This window comes from Sandaracinus amylolyticus, assembly GCF_000737325.1.
GTDB classification, from domain to species: Bacteria; Myxococcota_A; Polyangia; order Polyangiales; family Sandaracinaceae; genus Sandaracinus; species Sandaracinus amylolyticus.
Genome location: NZ_CP011125.1, coordinates 8,631,096 through 8,648,737, shown reverse-complemented (window position 1 = coordinate 8,648,737; position 17,642 = coordinate 8,631,096). Strand labels below are relative to the sequence as shown.

General features: G+C 71.7%; 15 protein-coding genes. 8 read left to right on the top strand and 7 right to left on the bottom strand.

Annotated elements, in window-relative coordinates:
* Positions 1-22: 22 nt before the first annotated feature.
* From DB32_RS36390 to DB32_RS36380, 3 genes are read right to left on the bottom strand one after another with little or no spacing between them, the layout of a single operon-like run.
* Positions 23-508 (bottom strand): GNAT family N-acetyltransferase, encoded by a 486-nt coding sequence (locus DB32_RS36390; RefSeq protein ID WP_053237252.1) that lies wholly within the window; start codon positions 506-508, stop codon positions 23-25.
* A gap of 7 nt (positions 509-515) precedes the next feature.
* Positions 516-1,388 (bottom strand): DMT family transporter, encoded by an 873-nt coding sequence (locus DB32_RS36385; RefSeq protein WP_053237251.1) that lies wholly within the window; start codon positions 1,386-1,388, stop codon positions 516-518.
* Between the two features lie 43 nt (positions 1,389-1,431).
* A complete protein-coding gene (locus DB32_RS36380; protein ID WP_053237250.1) occupies positions 1,432-2,568 on the bottom strand; it encodes a hypothetical protein in 1,137 nt (378 codons plus the stop codon).
* Positions 2,569-2,649: 81 nt separating this feature from the next.
* Here DB32_RS36380 and DB32_RS36375 point away from each other — a divergent pair, with 81 nt between their 5' ends.
* Entirely contained in the window at positions 2,650-3,585 is a 936-nt protein-coding gene (locus DB32_RS36375; RefSeq protein WP_053237249.1) for a hypothetical protein, read from the top strand.
* Positions 3,586-3,756: 171 nt separating this feature from the next.
* Here the strand turns inward: DB32_RS36375 and DB32_RS36370 are convergent, their stop codons facing one another.
* The gene (locus DB32_RS36370) at positions 3,757-5,781 is read right to left on the bottom strand and encodes a hypothetical protein (RefSeq protein ID WP_053237248.1); all 2,025 of its coding nucleotides are present in this window, start codon (positions 5,779-5,781) and stop codon (positions 3,757-3,759) included.
* A 273-nt stretch (positions 5,782-6,054) separates the two neighbouring features.
* Here DB32_RS36370 and DB32_RS48770 point away from each other — a divergent pair, with 273 nt between their 5' ends.
* The 3 genes from DB32_RS48770 to DB32_RS36365 all read left to right on the top strand — a co-directional run bounded on the left by DB32_RS48770 (position 6,055) and on the right by DB32_RS36365 (position 8,313).
* Positions 6,055-6,216: a hypothetical protein gene (locus DB32_RS48770; RefSeq protein WP_169791671.1), complete on the top strand. Its 162-nt coding sequence runs from the start codon at positions 6,055-6,057 to the stop codon at positions 6,214-6,216.
* A 517-nt stretch (positions 6,217-6,733) separates the two neighbouring features.
* Positions 6,734-6,865 (top strand): hypothetical protein, encoded by a 132-nt coding sequence (locus DB32_RS50100; protein WP_275935513.1) that lies wholly within the window; start codon positions 6,734-6,736, stop codon positions 6,863-6,865.
* A 65-nt stretch (positions 6,866-6,930) separates the two neighbouring features.
* On the top strand, positions 6,931-8,313 hold the full coding sequence (locus tag DB32_RS36365; protein ID WP_157069816.1) for a site-2 protease family protein: 1,383 nt from the start codon (positions 6,931-6,933) through the stop codon (positions 8,311-8,313).
* A gap of 504 nt (positions 8,314-8,817) precedes the next feature.
* Here DB32_RS36365 and DB32_RS36360 read toward each other — a convergent pair.
* A complete protein-coding gene (locus DB32_RS36360; protein ID WP_053237246.1) occupies positions 8,818-10,419 on the bottom strand; it encodes an aldehyde dehydrogenase family protein in 1,602 nt (533 codons plus the stop codon).
* Positions 10,420-10,582: 163 nt separating this feature from the next.
* Between DB32_RS36360 and DB32_RS36355 the strand changes: the two genes are divergently transcribed.
* Complete coding sequence (locus DB32_RS36355; protein ID WP_053237245.1) at positions 10,583-12,040, top strand: amidohydrolase family protein; 1,458 nt, start codon at positions 10,583-10,585, stop codon at positions 12,038-12,040.
* 133 nt (positions 12,041-12,173) lie between these two features.
* On the opposite strand, the gene DB32_RS36350 is transcribed toward DB32_RS36355, so the two are convergent.
* Positions 12,174-12,797 (bottom strand): glutathione S-transferase family protein, encoded by a 624-nt coding sequence (locus tag DB32_RS36350; RefSeq protein WP_053237244.1) that lies wholly within the window; start codon positions 12,795-12,797, stop codon positions 12,174-12,176.
* A gap of 247 nt (positions 12,798-13,044) precedes the next feature.
* On the opposite strand from DB32_RS36350, the gene DB32_RS36345 reads away from it, so the two are divergent.
* From DB32_RS36345 to DB32_RS36335, 3 genes are read left to right on the top strand one after another with little or no spacing between them, the layout of a single operon-like run.
* Positions 13,045-14,481: a TldD/PmbA family protein gene (locus DB32_RS36345; protein ID WP_053237243.1), complete on the top strand. Its 1,437-nt coding sequence runs from the start codon at positions 13,045-13,047 to the stop codon at positions 14,479-14,481.
* A gap of 6 nt (positions 14,482-14,487) precedes the next feature.
* Positions 14,488-15,882, top strand: coding sequence for a TldD/PmbA family protein (locus DB32_RS36340; protein ID WP_240481294.1), 1,395 nt, complete (start codon positions 14,488-14,490; stop codon positions 15,880-15,882).
* A gap of 13 nt (positions 15,883-15,895) precedes the next feature.
* Positions 15,896-16,591: a GIDE domain-containing protein gene (locus DB32_RS36335; protein WP_053237242.1), complete on the top strand. Its 696-nt coding sequence runs from the start codon at positions 15,896-15,898 to the stop codon at positions 16,589-16,591.
* A 3-nt stretch (positions 16,592-16,594) separates the two neighbouring features.
* Here the strand turns inward: DB32_RS36335 and DB32_RS36330 are convergent, their stop codons facing one another.
* Complete coding sequence (locus DB32_RS36330; RefSeq protein WP_053237241.1) at positions 16,595-17,641, bottom strand: hypothetical protein; 1,047 nt, start codon at positions 17,639-17,641, stop codon at positions 16,595-16,597.
* Position 17,642: the final 1 nt, after the last annotated feature.

Here is a 17,642-nt window from a genome sequence, read left to right as displayed (position 1 = left end):
GAGGAGCAGCGCGCGACAGGCCTCAGCCGTTCGCCAGCCGCGCGAGCGCTTCGCCGTCGAGCCGCATCGTCTCCCACTCGCCGAGCGCGCTCGCTCCGAGCCGCCGGTAGAACCCGAGCGCGAGCTCGTTCCAGTCGAGCACGCGCCACTCGAGCCGCGCACCTCCGCGCGCGATCAGCGAGCGCGCGATCGCGCGCATCAGCGCGAGCGCCACGCCGTGACGCCGCGCGTGGGGCTCGACCCAGAGATCCTCGAGGTGGATCCCGGTGCTCGCGCGCCACGTCGAGTACGTCGCGAAGAACAGCGCGAACCCGACCGGCGCGCCGCTCATCTCCGCGACGAAGCACTCGAAGGGCGGGCGCTCCGACGCGAGCTGCGCGCGCAGCACCTCCTCGGTCGCCTCCACCGCGTCCGGCTCGCGCTCGTACGCCGCGAGCGCGCGCACGAAGCGCAGGATCGTCCCCGCATCGTCGGGCGTCGCCGCCCTCACGGTCACGTCGTTCGACATCCGCTCCTCACCACGCCAGCACCGCCGCGACGCCCGCGATCGCGATCGCCGCGCCGATCCATCGCCGCGACGGAACCACCTCGCCGCTCATCCGCGAGAGCACGAGCACGAACACCGCGCCGCTCTGGTTCAGCAGCGCCGCGCGCGACGCCGCGCCGTACTTCATCCCGCCGAGCCACAGGATCATCGCGACGTACGAGCCGAGCACCGCGCCCGGCACCGCCCACTTCCACGACGCGCGCTCACGGAACAGCGCGAGCACCTCGCGCCGCCGCCCCGCGATCGTCTCCCACGCGAAGAGCGCGATCGATCCCGCGACGAGCCTCACCGCCGTCGCCTCGATCAGCTCGCTGCGATCGAGCGCGCGCTTCGCGAGCACCACCGCGACCGCCGTCGTCATCACCCCCGCGACGCACAGCACGAGGCCGCGCCGATCGATCGGCTTCGCCTCGCCGCGCGGCTCCCACCCGACCACCGCGAGCCCGAGCACCACGAGCGGCGCGCCGATCCACAAGCCGGTCGTGATCGGCTCGCCGAGCGCGAGCACCGAGAGCGCGAGCACCGTCGGCGCGTACGCGCAGTCCGCGACCGCCGCGATCGACGCGTCCACCCGTCGCAGCCCCGCGAGGAAGAGCGTGTCCGCCACCGCGAGCCCCAGCACGCCGCTCAGCGCGAGCGCGCCCCAATCGCTCCACCCGCGCGCGAGATCGAAGCGCAGCCCGGTCGCGAGCATCGTCGCGAAGAGCAGCACGCTCGCGAGCGTGTTCTTGAACAGGTTGAGCGCCGCCGATCCGACGCCCTGCACGCGACGGAACGCGAGCACCGCGAGCGCCCACGCGAGCGCGCACCCGAGCGCCATCGCATCACCGAACGCCTGCATCGCTCACCCTGGAAATCGGGGCGCGCAGGCTAGCCCACGATGGTCAAGGGCGCCGGCAGATCGCCACGTCGGGCACACCGGGGACCGGCACGCACGACCAGCCGGTCGGGCACGTCCCGTCGCCGCACAGGCGCGTGCAGTACCCGCCGTCGGACGCGCACAGCGCGCTGTGGCACTCGCTGCCTCGCGCGCACGCCGCGCCGATGTCGCGCGTGCCCGCGCGCTGACACGCGAACACGAACACGTCGCCTGCCGGCGTCGGCGCGCAGCCGAGCCCGACCGCGCATCCGCCCTGCTCGGTGCACGACTGCGTGCACATCGCGGCGGGCGTCGCGCCGGGATCGCACACGCCGCTGCGGCACGCGTTGAGGCTCGCTTCGCCGTCGCAGAAGGCGCCGATCGGATCGTCGCCGAGGATGTCGTCGGGCGGCAGACAGATCGTCCCGGTCACGCCGCTCGCGGTGCCGCACGTGTACGCAGGCACGCCGAGCTCTCCGAACCGTCGCGGGCAGTCGCCCGCGCTGCGGCACTGCCCGGTGCACCCGATGCCCGGGATGCAGATCCCGGTGCGACACTCCGATGCCGCGTTGCACGGGCGCTCCACGTCGATGCACACCCGTCGCCCCGATCCGTCGAACGTGGTGCACGCGTGGCCGGCGGGACAGTCCGCGGCGCTCGCGCAGTCGCGCACGCACTGACCGCTCGATGCGTCGCCGAGGCACAGCGTCGTCGAGCACGTGCCCGGCGTCGCGGTGTTGCACGGCTCGCCGGTGTCGTCGGGCACGCAGACGCCTCCGACGCAGAGGTGCTCGCGCGCGCACTGCAGGTGGTTCGCGCAGGCACGCGTGCAGAAGCGCGTTCCGCCGCGATCGTCGACGCAGCGTCCGTCCGCGCACTGCGCGTCGGTGGTGCAGCGATCGAGGTACGCGCCGGTGCCGGGCGGCGGGCCTCCGTCGATCGGAGGGGCCACCCACGCGTCGATCGGCGGCGGCGTCGACGCGTCGAGCTCGACCGTCTGCGCGTCGATCGGCGTCGTGCTCGCGTCGCTGCTCGAGGCGTCGAGCTCGGGTGGCTGCGCGTCCGCGCCGCGCGCGCCGCCGTCTGGATTGCGGATCGGCCCCGCCTTCGCGCAACCGATCGCCAGCACCACCGCGCCCACCCACAGCCACCGCGACGACATCACCGGGCATCATCGCATGAGCCATCGCCCCTCGTGATACCGTCGCGTCCCGGAACTCCGAAGGAGCGAGAAGAGCCACTCATGAAACGTCTCGTCGCGATCACCGCGCTCGTCGCGCTCGGCGGCTGCTGCTTCGGCGGCGGCAACTTCACGGTCACCGGTCCGACCACGAGCATCGGCCCGGGCTTCGCGCCCGACCCCATGATCCTCGCCGGCAGCGCGGGCGGCCCGACCGACGCGAGCACGCTGAGCCCGACGTGTCGCGGCCACGTCGGCATCATTCCGAGCCACACGCTGCAGATCACCGGGCCGATGCCGCAGCTCAACGTGCTGGTGCGCGCCGATCAGGACACCACGCTCGTCGTGCGCCAGCCCGACGGCACGTACGTCTGCAACGACGACAGCGACGGTCTGAACCCCGCGGTCGCGCTCACGAACCTCGCGGCCGGCAGCTACAACGTGTTCGTCGGCACCTACGCCGCGGGCGCGAGCGCGTCGTACACGCTCGGCCTCACGACGAACCCCTCGGTCACTCCGTCGACGCTCGGCGCGGGCGGCGTCGTCCCGCCGTTCCCGCCGCCGGTCGGCGGGGGCCCGACGCTGCCGCCCCCTCCGCCGGTCGGCGGTGGTGGCACGCCGGGCACGGTGCTGCGCAGCGGCGTCGCGACGGTCGCGCTCGTCAGCGGCAACGTCCCGGGCGTCGCGGCGGGCACGCAGTGCACGTACACCCAGACCGCGGTCGACGCCGCACAGTACGGCTTCGACTGCCGCTGGCAGGTCACCTGCGGGAGCCACGTCGTCTACGGCGAAGCCGAGGGCGGCTTCAATCCGTGCACCGATCCGAGCTGGCCGCCGGGCACGCTGGTCGCGGACGTGAACACGAGCGGCAACGATCGTGATCCCTCGCTCGTGATCAACGCGGGCGGGCTGATGGTGCGCGACGACGCGCAGGGCGCGCGCGGCGAGTACCAGATCACCGCGACGATGGCGGCGCCGACCCCGATCCCGCCGGGCTGAGCGCCGATCGCGCGATGCACGACGAACGGCCGGCGCGATCGCGTCGGCCGTTCGTGTTTGCGCCGATCGAAACGGCCGACCACGACCACGTCGACGACCACGACCACGTGCGCCGCGCGAGAGCCGGCCTCGTCGTCGTGAGCGTGGTCGTGGTCGGCTGTTCCGCTCAGCTCAGTCGCAGCTCGCGCCGGGCGCGATCACCACGCCGCCTCGCCCCTCGATCACGCTGCGCAAGAAGCACCCGTACTGGTGCCGCACCGCCTCGAGCTGCACGAAGATGTCGTGGGGATCGCTGAACCCGTCGCCCGCGTACTGCACGACCACGCCGGTGTACGCGTCGCCGCGCTCCGACGTTCGATTCCCCTGCACCGGATACCCGAGCACGCCCTCGCGCCCGTCGAGCGCGAGCGCGTCCTGCATCGAGCTCCACACCACGTCGCCCGCCTGCGCGTGCCCGTACGCGAGCGCGACCGCGTCGTACACGCGCGTCGGGAAGTACGAGTCGCCTTCGCCCACCGGCTCGTAGACCGGCCGCGACGCCACGCCCTCGAGCGGACGCCGCGACAGCCGCGGCATGTACACCAGCGGCTCGGCCGGCTCCCACGCGAGCTCCAGCAAGAAGAGCGCGGGGTGCAGGTGCGTGAGCGTCCTTCCGTTCGCCCCGAGCAGCGCGCCCAGCAGCCCCGCCGCGCCCGGCACGAGGCTCGTCTCGAGGATGAAGTACGACCAGTACCCGCCCGCGCCGGTCGGCACGAGCGCACGGAAGCGCGGCTCGATCGCGCCCACGACGTTCGTGTACATCCCGCCCATCGACTGACCGAGCGCGACGAACGCCTCGCCGTCGAACCGATGCTCGCCCGCGCTCGCGCCCTCGCACGACGCGATCACCTCGGGCGCGATCGTCGTGCGCGTCATCGCCTCCACGAGCAGGCGCGACTCGAGCGCGCCCTGGCGGAACGTGTCGCGGAACGCGCCGAGGTTCTCGAGGTTCAGGTACGCGGTGTCGCCCGCGCCGGGCAGACGATCCGGGCTCAGCGGCAGCGCCGCGCCCACCGCCGCGAAGCCGTGCGCCGCGATCACGTGGGCCGGTCCCTCGCCTGCCGCGGGCTCGCCGCCTTCCACCCGCGGCCCGCGATCGACCACCTGCGACGCGACCCCGCCCGAGCCGTGGAAGTAGACCATCAGCGGCCATCCGTCCGCCGGCATCGCGCCGCGCGGGATCGTGATCACCACCGGCACCGTCTCGCGTCGCTGCTCGATCGGCGTTCCCTCCGCGTCGAGCTCGAACGTTCCTTCGGTCGCGAACGGCGGCGTGCCGCGCTGCATCTGCGGCATCGAGATCGTCCCGCGCAGCTCGCAGTAGCGATCCCACGTCCGCTCGAGCGCCAGCGACTCGAGCGTCACGTCGTGCGCCGCGATCACGCGCTCCGACATCGCGTGCAGGTCCGCGACCACGTCGCCGGTCGTCAGCACCGTCGCCGCCGCGACGTCGCCCGCGTCGACGTTCATCGTCGCCAGCGTCTCGAAGAGCGGCGCGTGGATCTCCGCGGCGCGAGTGCCCCACGGCGCATCGGGCGTCTCACCGCGCGCCAGCGCCGCGAGCGCGTCGGGCACTCCGAGCGGGCGCCCCAGCGCATCGCCGAGCGTGCGCATCACGACCACCGCGTACGTGCGATCGGGCGCGAGCACGAACCCCGGCCGAGGCGAGACCGCGAGCAGGTGCGCGCCCGTCGATCCGTCCTCGGGCATCGTCGCCGCGACCACCGGCACGAGCGACCCGCGCGCGGGCGAGTCGCGATCGACGTCGACGAGCAGGATCGGCACATCGGGCTCCGCCGCGATCACGTCGTCCGCCGATCGCGCCCCGAGCGGCGCCGAGAACCGCGCGTACACCACCGGCACCACCGGCCAGCCGCGACGCTCGTCGGCGAGCGGCAAGAGATCGTTCACCACGTCGGCGCCGCGCGGGTTCGGATAGCCCGCGAGGTCCGGCGTCCCGTCCTCCTCGAGCCGCAGATCGGACGGGAAGGGGAACGCGAAGAAGTCGTCGCCGATCGCGCCGAGATCGAACCGCGCGATCGCCTCGCCGGGATCGACCCAGGCGTCGCTCGTGCCCGCGTCGACGACCGCGCCGTCGTCGTCCCCGCACCCCACGAGCGCCACGGTCACCAACACCCACGCGAGACGCCACTGCATCCGCGCGATGCTACGCGCGCCGTGAGAGCCCGTCGCCGACCCACGTCACGCAACCGTGCTGGGCGCGCGTCGTAGCCCGCCGACGTGATCGTGGTCGTGCTGACGCGTCGTGGTGACGCCGGGCGCGCGCACAGTCGTGATCCGACGGGCGCGATCGGTCTCACGTGCGCGCCAGGTGTCGCACCGACGAGACCGAGCACGAGCTCGCGCGCGCAAGATCGCGATCCCACGCGCCGAGATCGCGCTCCGCGATGTGCAAAGTCGCGTTCTGGCGTGTCCGATCGCGATCTCGCGCGCGCCCAGTCTCGTCGGGACCGGCCGGGACGCGGCTGGGCGCTCGCCGACCACGACGGCATCGATCGACCCCACCTGCGCGCGGAGCGCCAGGCGCTCGGGGAGCACCGCGCGCGCGGCGCTGAGCGCTGGAAATGGTGAGCGAATTCGCGTCCGCCGAGGTGGACGGATTCGAGCGAGCTCGGCGCGACGTCGACCCTCGCGTGCTCGCTCGATCGCGTCGGGTTCGAGCCACCTCCGAGCGACTGCCCCGGACAGGAGCGCGTCGTCGGCCGCCGACGTGATCGTGGCGGTCCGCGACCACGTTCACGACGGAGCGCGCGTCGTCGGCCGCCGTCGTGGTCGTCGGCGTGGTCGATCGTGCGGCCGTCGAGCGGCCGTCCACGACCACGCTCACGACCACGACCACGTTCACGTCGGAACGCGCGTCGTAGGCCGCCGACGTGATCGTGGTCGTCGACGTGGTCGATCGTGCGGCCGTCGAGCGGCCGTCCACGACCACGACCACGGTCACGTCGGAACGCGGGGCGCGTCGTCGGTCGCTGACGTGGTCGTGGTCGTCGACATGGTCGATCGTGCGGCCGTCGAGCGGCCGTCCACGACCACGCTCACGACCACGATCACGTTCACGTCGGAACGCGCGCCGTAGGCCGCCGACATGGTCGTGGTCGTGGTCGTGGTCGTGGTCGTGGTCGTGGTCGTGGTCGTGGTCGTGGTCGTGGTCGTGGTCGTGGTCGTGATCGTGGTCGTGGTCGGCCGTGCTGTCGCCGGAACGCCGCGCGCGTCGTAGGCCCCCGACGTTCGTCGACGCGGCGCGTGAACGACGACACGGTCCTCGCTAGGATCGCGCTCGCGATGCGGTTCTCGCTCTTCGGCGTCCCGGTGCTCGTGCGGCCGGCGTTCTGGATGGTCGCGGCGCTGCTCGCGTCGCCATACCTGCAGGCGGGGGAGTGGCCGCTCGTCGCGACGTGGGTCGCGATCGTGCTCGTCTCGGTGCTCGTGCACGAGCTCGGTCACGCGTGGGCGATGCGCGCGCTCGGTCGCTCGCCGCGCATCGAGCTCTGGGCGATGGGCGGCCTCACGCACTGGGGCGAGGGGCCGCGCATCTCGGGCTGGAAGCGCGCGGTGGTCTCGCTCGCCGGCCCGACGGCGGGCTTCGCGCTCGCGCTCCCGATCGCGATCGCCGCGCGATGGGGCGCGTTCGAGCCCGGCTCGCTCGCGCACACCGCGGTCGATCAGGCGCTCTTGGTGAACCTCTTCTACGGCGCGCTGAACCTGCTGCCGATCCTCCCGCTCGACGGCGGCCACGTGATGGAGGTCGCGCTCACCTCGATCTTCGGCGCGCAGGGCCCCCGCCTCGCGCGCTACGCGTCGATCGCGCTCGCGGTGATCGCGGCGCTCGTCGCGATGACGTGCTCGGTGCCCGGCCTCGCGTTCATCGCGCTGTTCGCGGGGCTGCACTCGATGCGCGCGCTCGGGGCTCCCGAGGGCGATGGCTCGATCCCGGCGCGCGCCCCGATCGATCCCGCGGTCGAGCGCGCGATCGAAGACGCGTGGGACGCGATCCGCGGCGGCCGCGAGGACGACGCGATCGCCGCGTGCGACGCGATCCTCGAGCGCACGCCCGACGACGAAGCGAGCGCGCCCTTGCGCGCGCGCCTGCTCGAGACGATCGCGTGGGCGCACCTCGAGGCGGGCCGCGAGCGCGAGGCGAGCGGCGTCGCGCGACGCATGCCGGCGCGCTTCCGTCCGAGCGCGCTCCTCGCCGCGCGTCTCTTGCTCGCGGAGGGCAAACACGACGAGGGCATGCAGGCGCTCGAGCGCGCGTGGCAGGACACGCCGGGTGATCTGCCGGGCCTCGTGCTCGCGGCCGCGCACGTCGACGCGCGCCAGCCCGAGCGCGCGGTCGTGATGCTCCGCAGCCTCCGCGGCGCGCGCCTCTCGACCAACGCGCACCTCACGATCAGCGCCGCGCTGTTCTACGCCGAGCACTACGAGCACGCGCTCGCGGTCAGCGAGCTCGCGTGGAACCGATTCCACGTCGCGACCCACGCCTACAACGCGGCGTGCTCGTGCGCGCGGCTCGGACGCATCGCGCAAGGCCTCGACTGGCTCGCCATCGCGACGAACGCGGGCTTCGACGACGTCGCGAAGCTCGAGACCGACGACGATCTCGCGCCGCTCCGCGCCGATCCGCGCTGGCGCGAGGTCACTTCCGCGCGATCTTCGCCCCGCTGACCGTCGAACACGCAGCGAGAGCACGCGTTTTCGCGGACAATTCACGCGATCCCGCGGCGGTGGTGGATCGATGGGCGGCCGGTGGTGCAGTGACCACCGCCGCGGTGGTGGCGTGATGGGCTCGCGGTGGTGCGACGACCACCACCGCGGTGGTGCGGACGGGAGCTCGCGGTGGTCGATCGCAGGGTCGGCGCCCATCGAACGACCTCTTCGATCCCATCGACGGACCAGCGCTCGCTCGTCCGTGCACGAGCACGCGCTCGTCGCACGAGGACGAGAACGGCGACGGAGCGCCACCTCGAGATCACGAGCACCCCCCTCGCCACCTCCCAATCGGCCCCCAGCCGCGCGGAGCGCGCTGCCGTCCGCGGCGCGCTCGATCCCGCGCGACGCGCGGGACCGAGCCGCCGCTCCATCCAACCACCACCGAGGCGCGCGAGACCATGCAGGCCGAAGCGCCACCCGCCCCCCGCCGAGACCTCCTCGTCTCGAGATCCGGAGCGATCAGTCTCCGAGCTTCTTCAGCTTCACCATCCCGACCAGCGCGCGCGCCATGTTCCCACTGAGCAGCCCGTGGAAGACCTCGCGCATCGCGGGGTACTTGCGGCCGTAGGGGAACCAGAACGGCTCCGACTTCGCCCACCCGCGGTCGACCATGATCGCCTTCTGGTGCGTGAACGTGAGCAGCCCCTCGGGCCCGTGGTAGCGCCCGAAGCCGCTCGACTTCACGCCGCCGAACGGCAGCGCGGGGTTGCCCACCGACACGATCACGTCGTTGACCGTCACCTGCCCGCACTCCATGCGCGACGCGATGGCGAGGCCCTTCTCGACGTTCTTCGTCCACACGCTGCCGACCAGCCCGTACTGGTGCTCGTTCGCCATGCGCACCGCCTCGTCGACGTCGCGCACCTTCACCACCGGCAGCACCGGGCCGAACGTCTCGTCGGAGTAGATCTCCATCTCCGGGCGCACGTCGGTGAGCACCGTCGGCGCGTAGAACTGCCCGGGGCGCGGCAGGCGCTCGCCACCGAAGAGCACCTTCGCGCCCTTGCTGATCGCGTCCTTCACGTGGCGCTCGACGGTCTCGATCTGCTTCGGGAACGTCATCGGGCCCATGTCGGCGTGCTCGTCGGGCCCACCGACCTTCACCTTCGCGACCTCGCGGCGCAGCAGCTCGACGAAGCGATCGTGCACCGGCGCCTCGACCAGGATGCGCTCGATCGAGACGCACATCTGGCCGCAGTTGACCAAGCCGCCCCAGACCGCTGCCTTCGCCGCGCGCTCGAGGTTCGCGTCGGCGCAGATGATCATCGCGTCCTTGCCGCCGAGCTCGAGCTCGACCGGGATCGGCTTCTTCGACGCGGCCTGCATCACCTTGCGCCCGGTCGCGACCGAGCCGGTGAAGAAGATCTTGTCGACCTCCGCCTCGACCAGCGCCGCGCCGGTCGTGCCGTCGCCCTGGACGACCTCGACCACGCCGCTCGGGATGCCGATGCGGCGGAAGATCTCCGCGATGATCTCGCCGGTGATCGGCGTGACCTCGCTCGGCTTGAGCACCACCGTGTTGCCCGCGATCAGCGCGGACACGACGGGCACCATCGAGAGCTGGAAGGGGAAGTTCCACGGCGAGATGATCCCGACCACGCCGACCGGGAAGTGCTCGACGTAGCTGGTCTTGCCGGGGAAGAGGATCGGCGTCGCGACCTTCTTGCGCGCGAGGATCTTCGGCGCGTGCTTCCGGTAGTAGTCGATGTAGAGCGGCACGCTCATCAGCTCGGTGAGCAGCGAGTCGACGAGCGGCTTGCCGGTGTCCTCGGAGATGCGGCGCGCGTACTCCTCGCCGTGCGTGCGCACGACCTCCTTGATGCGATCGAGGATGACGAGGCGCGCCTCGACGCTCGTCTCGCGCCAGCTCGCGAACGCGGCGCGCGCGCGTGCGACCGCGGAGATCACGCCCTCGCGCGACGTGATGGGGAACTCGCCGAGCCGCTCGCCGGTGACCGGGCTGCGCTTCTCGATGATCCCGCCCTCGTAGGCGCCCACCGACTGCCCGTGCCCGTTGACGTGACTGCCGTTCGCGTGTCCGTTGGTGCGCGTCTGCTCCATGGCGCGACTTCTCCCGAAGGCGAGGGTGAATCTCGGTTCAGCTGGAAGCGCCATGATGCCCTCGCTGGTGGTGCGTAGCCAATCCCCGCGCATGGGGCGCGCGTCGTGGTCGCGCGTTGTCGTCGCGCGTTGTCGTCGCGGAAGGCGTGCTCACGTCGCCGCGATGGCGCGCAAGTCCGACCCCGAGCTGCCGCTGCGCCTGCCGATCAAGCTCGATCCGTGCTCGAACGGCGAGTACACGCCACGACCGTGCTCGCCGGTGATCGCACGCGCGCAGCGGGTCGCGCACGAGATCGCGGCACGGAGCGCGCGACGGCTCGGCATCTCTCGACGGGCGTTCCTCGAGTCGAGCTGCGGCGCGGCCGCGGTGCTCGTCGCGCTGAACCAGGCGAGCGGATGCGGCGGCGGGCGCTACGCGGTCTCGTCGCAGGCGACCGAGGAGCTCGCGCTCGCCGACGCGACGATGCAGGGCGACGAATTCGTGTTCGACGTGCAGACGCATCACGTCGACGTGGACCGCGCGTGGTACGCGTCGGCGCGCCCGAACATCGGAGGCTTCCTGCGCCGCACGGCGCGTGCGTGGTGCGACGAGCCGAGCTGGGTGCAGTGCTACTCGCGCGATCGCTACGTGCGCGAGGTCTTCATGGACAGCGACACCGACCTCGCGGTGCTGAGCGCGCTGTGGGGCGACGAGGAGATCAACGCGAACACGATCGAGGGGCTCGCCGAGACGCGCGAGCGCCTCGATCGGCTCGGCAGTCGGCTGCGCATCCACGGCATCGTGCTGCCCGAGGCGCACGAGCCCGCGCGCACCCACGAGCGCATGCAGTCGCTCGCGGAGCGATGGCGGGTGAGCGCGTGGAAGCTCTATCCGGTGTGGGGCCCCGAGGGCGACGGCTGGTGGCTCGACGGCGACGACGGCATGCGGGTGATCCGTCGCGGGATCGAGCTCGGGGTGCCGCTCTTCGCGGTGCACAAAGGGCTGCCGCTGGGCGGGCTCGATCCCGAGTACGCGAAGCCGCGCGACGTGGGCCCGGTGGCGCGTGCCTTCCCCGACGCGACGTTCCTCGTCTACCACTCGGCGTACGACGACGCGGTCACCGAGGGCCCGCACGATCCGCGCGCGGAGCGCGGCGTCGACGCGCTGATCAACACGCTGCGCGATCACGACATCGGGCGCGACGGCAACGTCTACGCCGAGCTCGGGAGCGCGTGGCGCGAGGTGATGAGCCGCCCCGACGAGGCGGCGCACCTGATCGGCAAGCTGCTCGTGCACCTCGGCGAGGATCGGATCCTCTGGGGCACCGACTCGATCTGGTACGGCTCGCCGCAGGATCAGATCCAGGCGTTCCGCACGTTCGAGATCACGCCCGAGCTCCAGGAGCGCTTCGGCTATCCGGCGCTGACGCCCGCGATCAAGGCGAAGATCTTCGGGCTCAACGCGGCGCGGGTGTACGGCGTCGATCCCAGCGAGATGCACGCGGCGCACGCGGGCGACGAGCTCGCGCGTGCGCGCGAGGAGCATCGCGCGCGCACCGCACCGAGCTTCACGACGTACGGCCCGCGCACGCGACGCGAGCTGCTCGCGCTCGATCGCGCCCGCGGAGGTCGGCCCGACTGATCGATCGGAGTCGGTCCAGCTGGAGTGCTCGCTGGCGGAGGGTCCGTACGCGAGCGTGCGGCGCACGCGGACGGGAGGCCCTGCGCCGGCGAGTCGATGTTTCGACACACTCCCGGTCCTCGAGGGCGGGACCTCAGGTGCCGAGCCCGCGCTCCTTCGCGATCGCCCGATTGCGCTCGTCGGCGCGCTTGGCCGCGGGGCGTGCACGCAGGCGATCGGCGTACGCGGAGAGGCTCGGTGTCGGCGCCATCATCTCGAAGTCGAGCATGTAGCGAAGGGTTCCGCCGAAGATGCAGTCGGCCATCGAGAACTGCGATCCGAGCAGCCACTCGCGGCCCGAGATCGCCGACTCGATCGCGGCGAGCATCTCGTCGTAGGCGCCCCATCCGACCTGGGCGGGCTTGGCATTCCAGCCGTACAACTTCGCAGTCGAGCCGGGCTCCACGACCGAAGGCGCGAAGAACGACCAGCGCAGGTACGTGCCGCGCGCAGGATCGTCGATCTTCGGCGCGAGCCGTCCGCTCGCGTAGCGATCCGCGAGGTAGAGCCCGATCGCAGCCACCTCGGTCACGATCAGGTCGCCGTCCTTCAGGATCGGCAGCTTGCCCATCGGGTTCATCGAGCGGATCGCATCCGTCTTCTGCTCGCCCTGCATGATGTCGACGAATCGGAGCTCGTACGGTGTCTCGAGCTCCTCGAGCATCCAGACGACGTTCGCCGCGCGCGAGTAGGGATGGTGATAGAGCGTGATCGACATGGCGTTCTCCTTCCGACGGCGCGGCAGGCGTCGCGACGTGCATCGCGGCGGTCCGACGCGGAACCGGAGCGGAGCACAGCGGCCCGATGCACGCGATGCGCACCGCGCTCGAACCTGACTCGCGAGTGTCAGCTGAACGCTCCGGCGACGGCGATGCGAGCGCCCGGGGAGGTCGCCCCGACGGATCGATCGGGGACGAGCACGCTTGGATCGCGACACCTCGCGCCTTAGAGTCACTCGACCGCACATGAGCCAGCGCTATCAGGCCCCGTTCGGCCCTCAGGGCACCTCCCCGATCGACCCGCGCCTCGCCGAGAAGCTCCTCGCGGTCGCCCTCTCGAAGGGCGGCGACTACGCGGATCTCTTCTTCGAGTACGAGGTGAGCGGCAGCTACGGCTACGAGGAGGGCATCCTCAAGAGCGCGGGCCGCGGTGTGTCGATGGGCCTCGGCGTGCGCGTGCGGAAGGGTGACGCGACGGGCTACGCGTACTGCGAGGACTTCGAGGTCGACGCGATGGAGCGCGCCGCGAAGACCGCGGCGCAGATCGCGGATGCGGGCGGCAAGGAGCCGGTGGGCCTCGCGCCGCTCGACACGCCGAAGCGCTACCACGTCGAGCTCTACTCGCTCGACGTCGCGGGGGAGACGAAGCGCGAGCTGCTGCGCCGCGCCGACGAGGCCGCGCGCGCGGCGGATCCGCGGGTGTCGCGCGTCGAGGCGTCGCTCAGCGAGAGCCTCCGCGAGATCCTCGTCGCGACGAGCGACGGCACGATGGTGCACGACGTCCAGCCGCTGATCCGCTTCGGCATCCGCGTGATCGCGGAGCAGAACGGCAAGCGCCAGGCGGGCAGCTCGGGCGGCGGCGGCCGCATGGGCCTCGAGTACTTCGAGCAGCGCTCGCCCGAGTGGCACGCGAAGGAAGCAGTGCGTCAGGCGCTCACGATGCTCGACGCACGCGAGGCGCCGGCGGGCGAGATGGAGGTCGTCCTCGCGCCCGGCGACAGCGGCATCCTCCTGCACGAAGCGGTGGGGCACGGCCTCGAGGCGGACTTCAACCGCAAGAAGACGAGCAACTACACCGACCAGATCGGACAGCGCGTCGCGAGCGACCTGTGCACCGTGGTCGACGACGCGACGCTCGCGAGCTCGCGCGGATCGGTGAATGTCGACGACGAGGGAAACGTTCCTCGGAGCACGATGCTGATCGAGAAGGGCATCCTGCGCGGCTACATGCAGGACCGTCAGTCCACCGAGTTCTTCGGCGGGGCCCCGACGGGCAACGGACGGCGCGAGTCGTTCAAGTCGCACCCGATGCCGCGCATGACGAACACGATGCTGCTCGCGGGTCAGGACGACCCCGAGGAGATCGTGAAGAGCGTCAAGAAGGGCGTCTTCGCGCGGAAGTTCGGCGGCGGTCAGGTCGACATCTCGAACGGCGACTTCGTCTTCTCGCTGACCGAGGGCTACCTCATCGAAGACGGGAAGATCACGGCGCCGCTCAAGGGCGTGAACCTGATCGGCAACGGTCCGGACGTCATGCGCAAGGTCGTCATGCTCGGGAGCGACATGGAGCTCTCGGACGGGATCTGGACGTGCGGCAAGGAAGGGCAGTCCGTGCCCGTCGGCGTGGCGTGCCCGACGGTGAAGATCAGCGGGATGACGGTCGGCGGCACGCAGGTCGGGTGAGGACGAATGACGCGTGAGAATTGGGACGCGACGCAGTCGCGTCTGATCGCGCTCGGCGAGCGCATCGTGGACATGGCGAAGAAGTCGGGCGCCGATGTCGCGGAAGCAGTGATCGGCGAGGGCTCGCATCTGTCCGCGAAGGTGCGGATGCGCGAGCCCGAGCTGGTGGAAGAGGCAGGGTCACGCTCGGTCGGCCTGCGCGTGATGATCGGGCAGCAAGTCGCGGTGTCGACGACCAGCGACCTCAGCGAGCGCGGCATCCGTCGCTTCGTCGAGGACGCGATCGAGCTCGCGCGCTTGTCGCAGCCGGATCCCTCGGCGGGCCCGCCGGACACGACGCTGCTCTCGCGACGGGAGCAGCACGCGGAGCTCGATCTGCACGACGACCGTGTCGACTCGATCGACGGTGCGTCGGCGATCGGGCACGCGCGGCGCGCGGAGTCGGCGGCGCTCGAGTACGACGCGCGCATCACGAACTCCGAGGGCGCGAGCTTCAGCCGCGCGAGCGGGGCGCGCGCGCTGGTGACGAGCGGCGGGTTCCGCGGCGTCTCGCGCGGCACGTACGCGTCGCTCTCGGTGCATCCGGTCGCCGACGACACGACCGAAGGGCAGGGCGGCAAGAAGCGCAGCGGGTACTACTGGACCGCGAAGCGCCACTACGCGGGCCTCCTCGCGGACGATCTCGTCGGTCGCGAGGCCGCGCGACGCACCCTCGCGAAGCTCGGCGCGCGCAAGGTCGAGACCCAGGAGTGCGCGGTCGTCTTCGATCCCGACGTCGCGCGCTCGATCCTCGGCCTCATCGCGGGCTGCATCGGCGGCGGCGCGATCTGGCGGAAGTCGAGCTACCTCGTCGATCGCGTGGGCACGAAGGTCGCGAGCGATCTCGTCTCGATCATCGACGATCCGCTGATCGCGCAGGCGCCGGGATCGCGCGCGTACGACGGTGAGGGCCTGCTCTCGCGGCGCAACGTCGTCGTCGAGAAGGGCGAGCTGAAGACGTACCTCCTCGACACGTACAGCGCGCGGAAGCTCGGCCTCGAGAGCACGGCGAGCGCGGCGCGCGGCGGCTCGGGTGGGGTGTCGCCGACGACGACGAACTTCGTTCTCCAGCCCGGCGCGACGACCCCCGAGGACATCGTGCGCGCGACGAAGAAGGGCCTCTACGTCACCGAGATGATGGGCTTCGGCTTCAACGCGGTGACCGGCGACTTCTCGCGCGGCGCGGCGGGCTTCTGGATCGAGAACGGCGAGAAGACGTTCCCGGTGAGCGAGGTGACGATCTCGCTCAACCTCGATCAGATGCTGCAGCGCATCGACATGGTCGGCAGCGACCTCGATCTGCGCACGTCGATCGCGAGCCCGACGTTCCGCGTCAGCGCGATGACCCTCGCGGGCAAGTGAAGGAAGCGCGGGGATGCTGCTCGTCGCGTCCCCGCTGTTCCTCCTGATCGCGCTCGGCGCCGCCGGCGCGATCGCGCTCGGCGCGTGGTGGTTCTCGCCGTACCAGCAGACGCTCCGCGCGATCCGCGCCGCGCCATTGGTGCGCGTCGCCGATGCGCCGGACGGGCAGCTGGTGCGCATCGTCGGCACGCTGCGCGCCGGTCCGCGCACCCTCGACGCGCCGCTCTCGCACCGCACCTGCGCGGCGTACCGCGTCGAGGTCGACGTGCGCGTCTCGACCGGCAAGAGCTCGAGCTGGCGCTCGTTGATCCGCGACCGCGAGAGCGTCGATTTCGTCGTCGAGGACGAGACCGGTCGCGCGATCGTGAAGGCGCTCCAGCTCGAGCCCGCGATCGTGCTCGATCACCACCAGCGCTCGGGCACGTGGAACGACGCGACGCCCGAGCTCGACGCGTACCTCGCGCGCCACGGCCACTCGAGCACCGACTTCTTCGGCTTCAACAAGGGAGTTCGCTACCAGGAGGGCGCGCTCGAGCCCGGCGAGACCGTCGCGATCCTCGGTCTCGCGCGCTGGGAGGACGATCCTCACCCGGGCGCCGCACAGGGCGGCGCCGGGTATCGCGAGACCGCGCGGAAGAAGCGTCTCGTCATCGAGCCGAGCGCGCTCGGCCCGGTGCGCGCCAGCGACGATCCCGCCGTGCTCTCCTGAGCGTCACTCGCTCTCGCTCTCGTCCTCTTCGTCGTCGTCCGCCATCGGGCCCTCGACGAAGACCTGCATCCCGCTCGCGGTCACGAGCTCGGCGCGCACTCCGTCGACCTCTTCCTCGTCGTCCTCCGCGAGCGCGACCGTGATGTTCGCGATCGCCGTGCAGATCGCGGTCGCGAGCTCGTAATCGCTCGCGCTCACCGCGACCGTCCCGACGCCGCGCTTCGAGCGCGAGAGCACGGGGATCCATCCGTCCGCCGGCACGTCGAGCTCGTGCTCGCGCGCGAACGCCTCGAACGCGGGCCCGAGATCTTCGGCGCGCTCGTAGGCGAGGGCGATCACGCTCGCCTTGTCGCGCGGCGCGCTCCCGTCGATCATCGCCTCGCTCAGCGCCGCGAAGTCCTCGGGCGACTCCACGAACATCCACCCACCGGGCGCCTCGCCGGGCGTGAGATCGTCGTTCTCGATCCCGACGGCCTCTTCGCCCTCGAGCTCGTCATCGTCGTCCTCCGAGCTCAGCACGAACGCGCCGCCCTCGGAAATTCCGAGCGAAGGCGCCTCCACCGAGAACGACGTCGCGGGCGGGAAGAACCCCCACGGCGCGACGTGCCGCATCACCTGCGCCGCCGCGAAGAACGTGTTGAGGTGCGCGCTCGTCGTGTCCTCGGCGTCGAGCGGACCGGGCATGCTCGCGAGCGCTGCCGCGTCCTTCTCGAGCTCTTCCATCAGCGCATCGAGCTTCGGCGTCGCGCCGACCGTGATCTCCTCGCGCACGCCCGCCGCGCGCACCGCCTTCGCGAGCGGGCCCGTCTTCACGACGAGCTTGCGCGGCCGGCCCACCTCGCCGAACAGCTGCTTCAGCGACGTCGCGACGGCGTCGCCTTCGCCCATCGACGCCCAGAGATCGTTCGCGACGAGCCCGCCTTCGTCCTCGTCCACCACGAGCACGGCCGTGCCGTTCTCACCCTCGTCACCCGTGATCGCCACGGTCCCGACGCTCCACACGCCCATCCTCGCCATCGCACGCTCCACGCTCGCGAAAGCGGCGAGCATG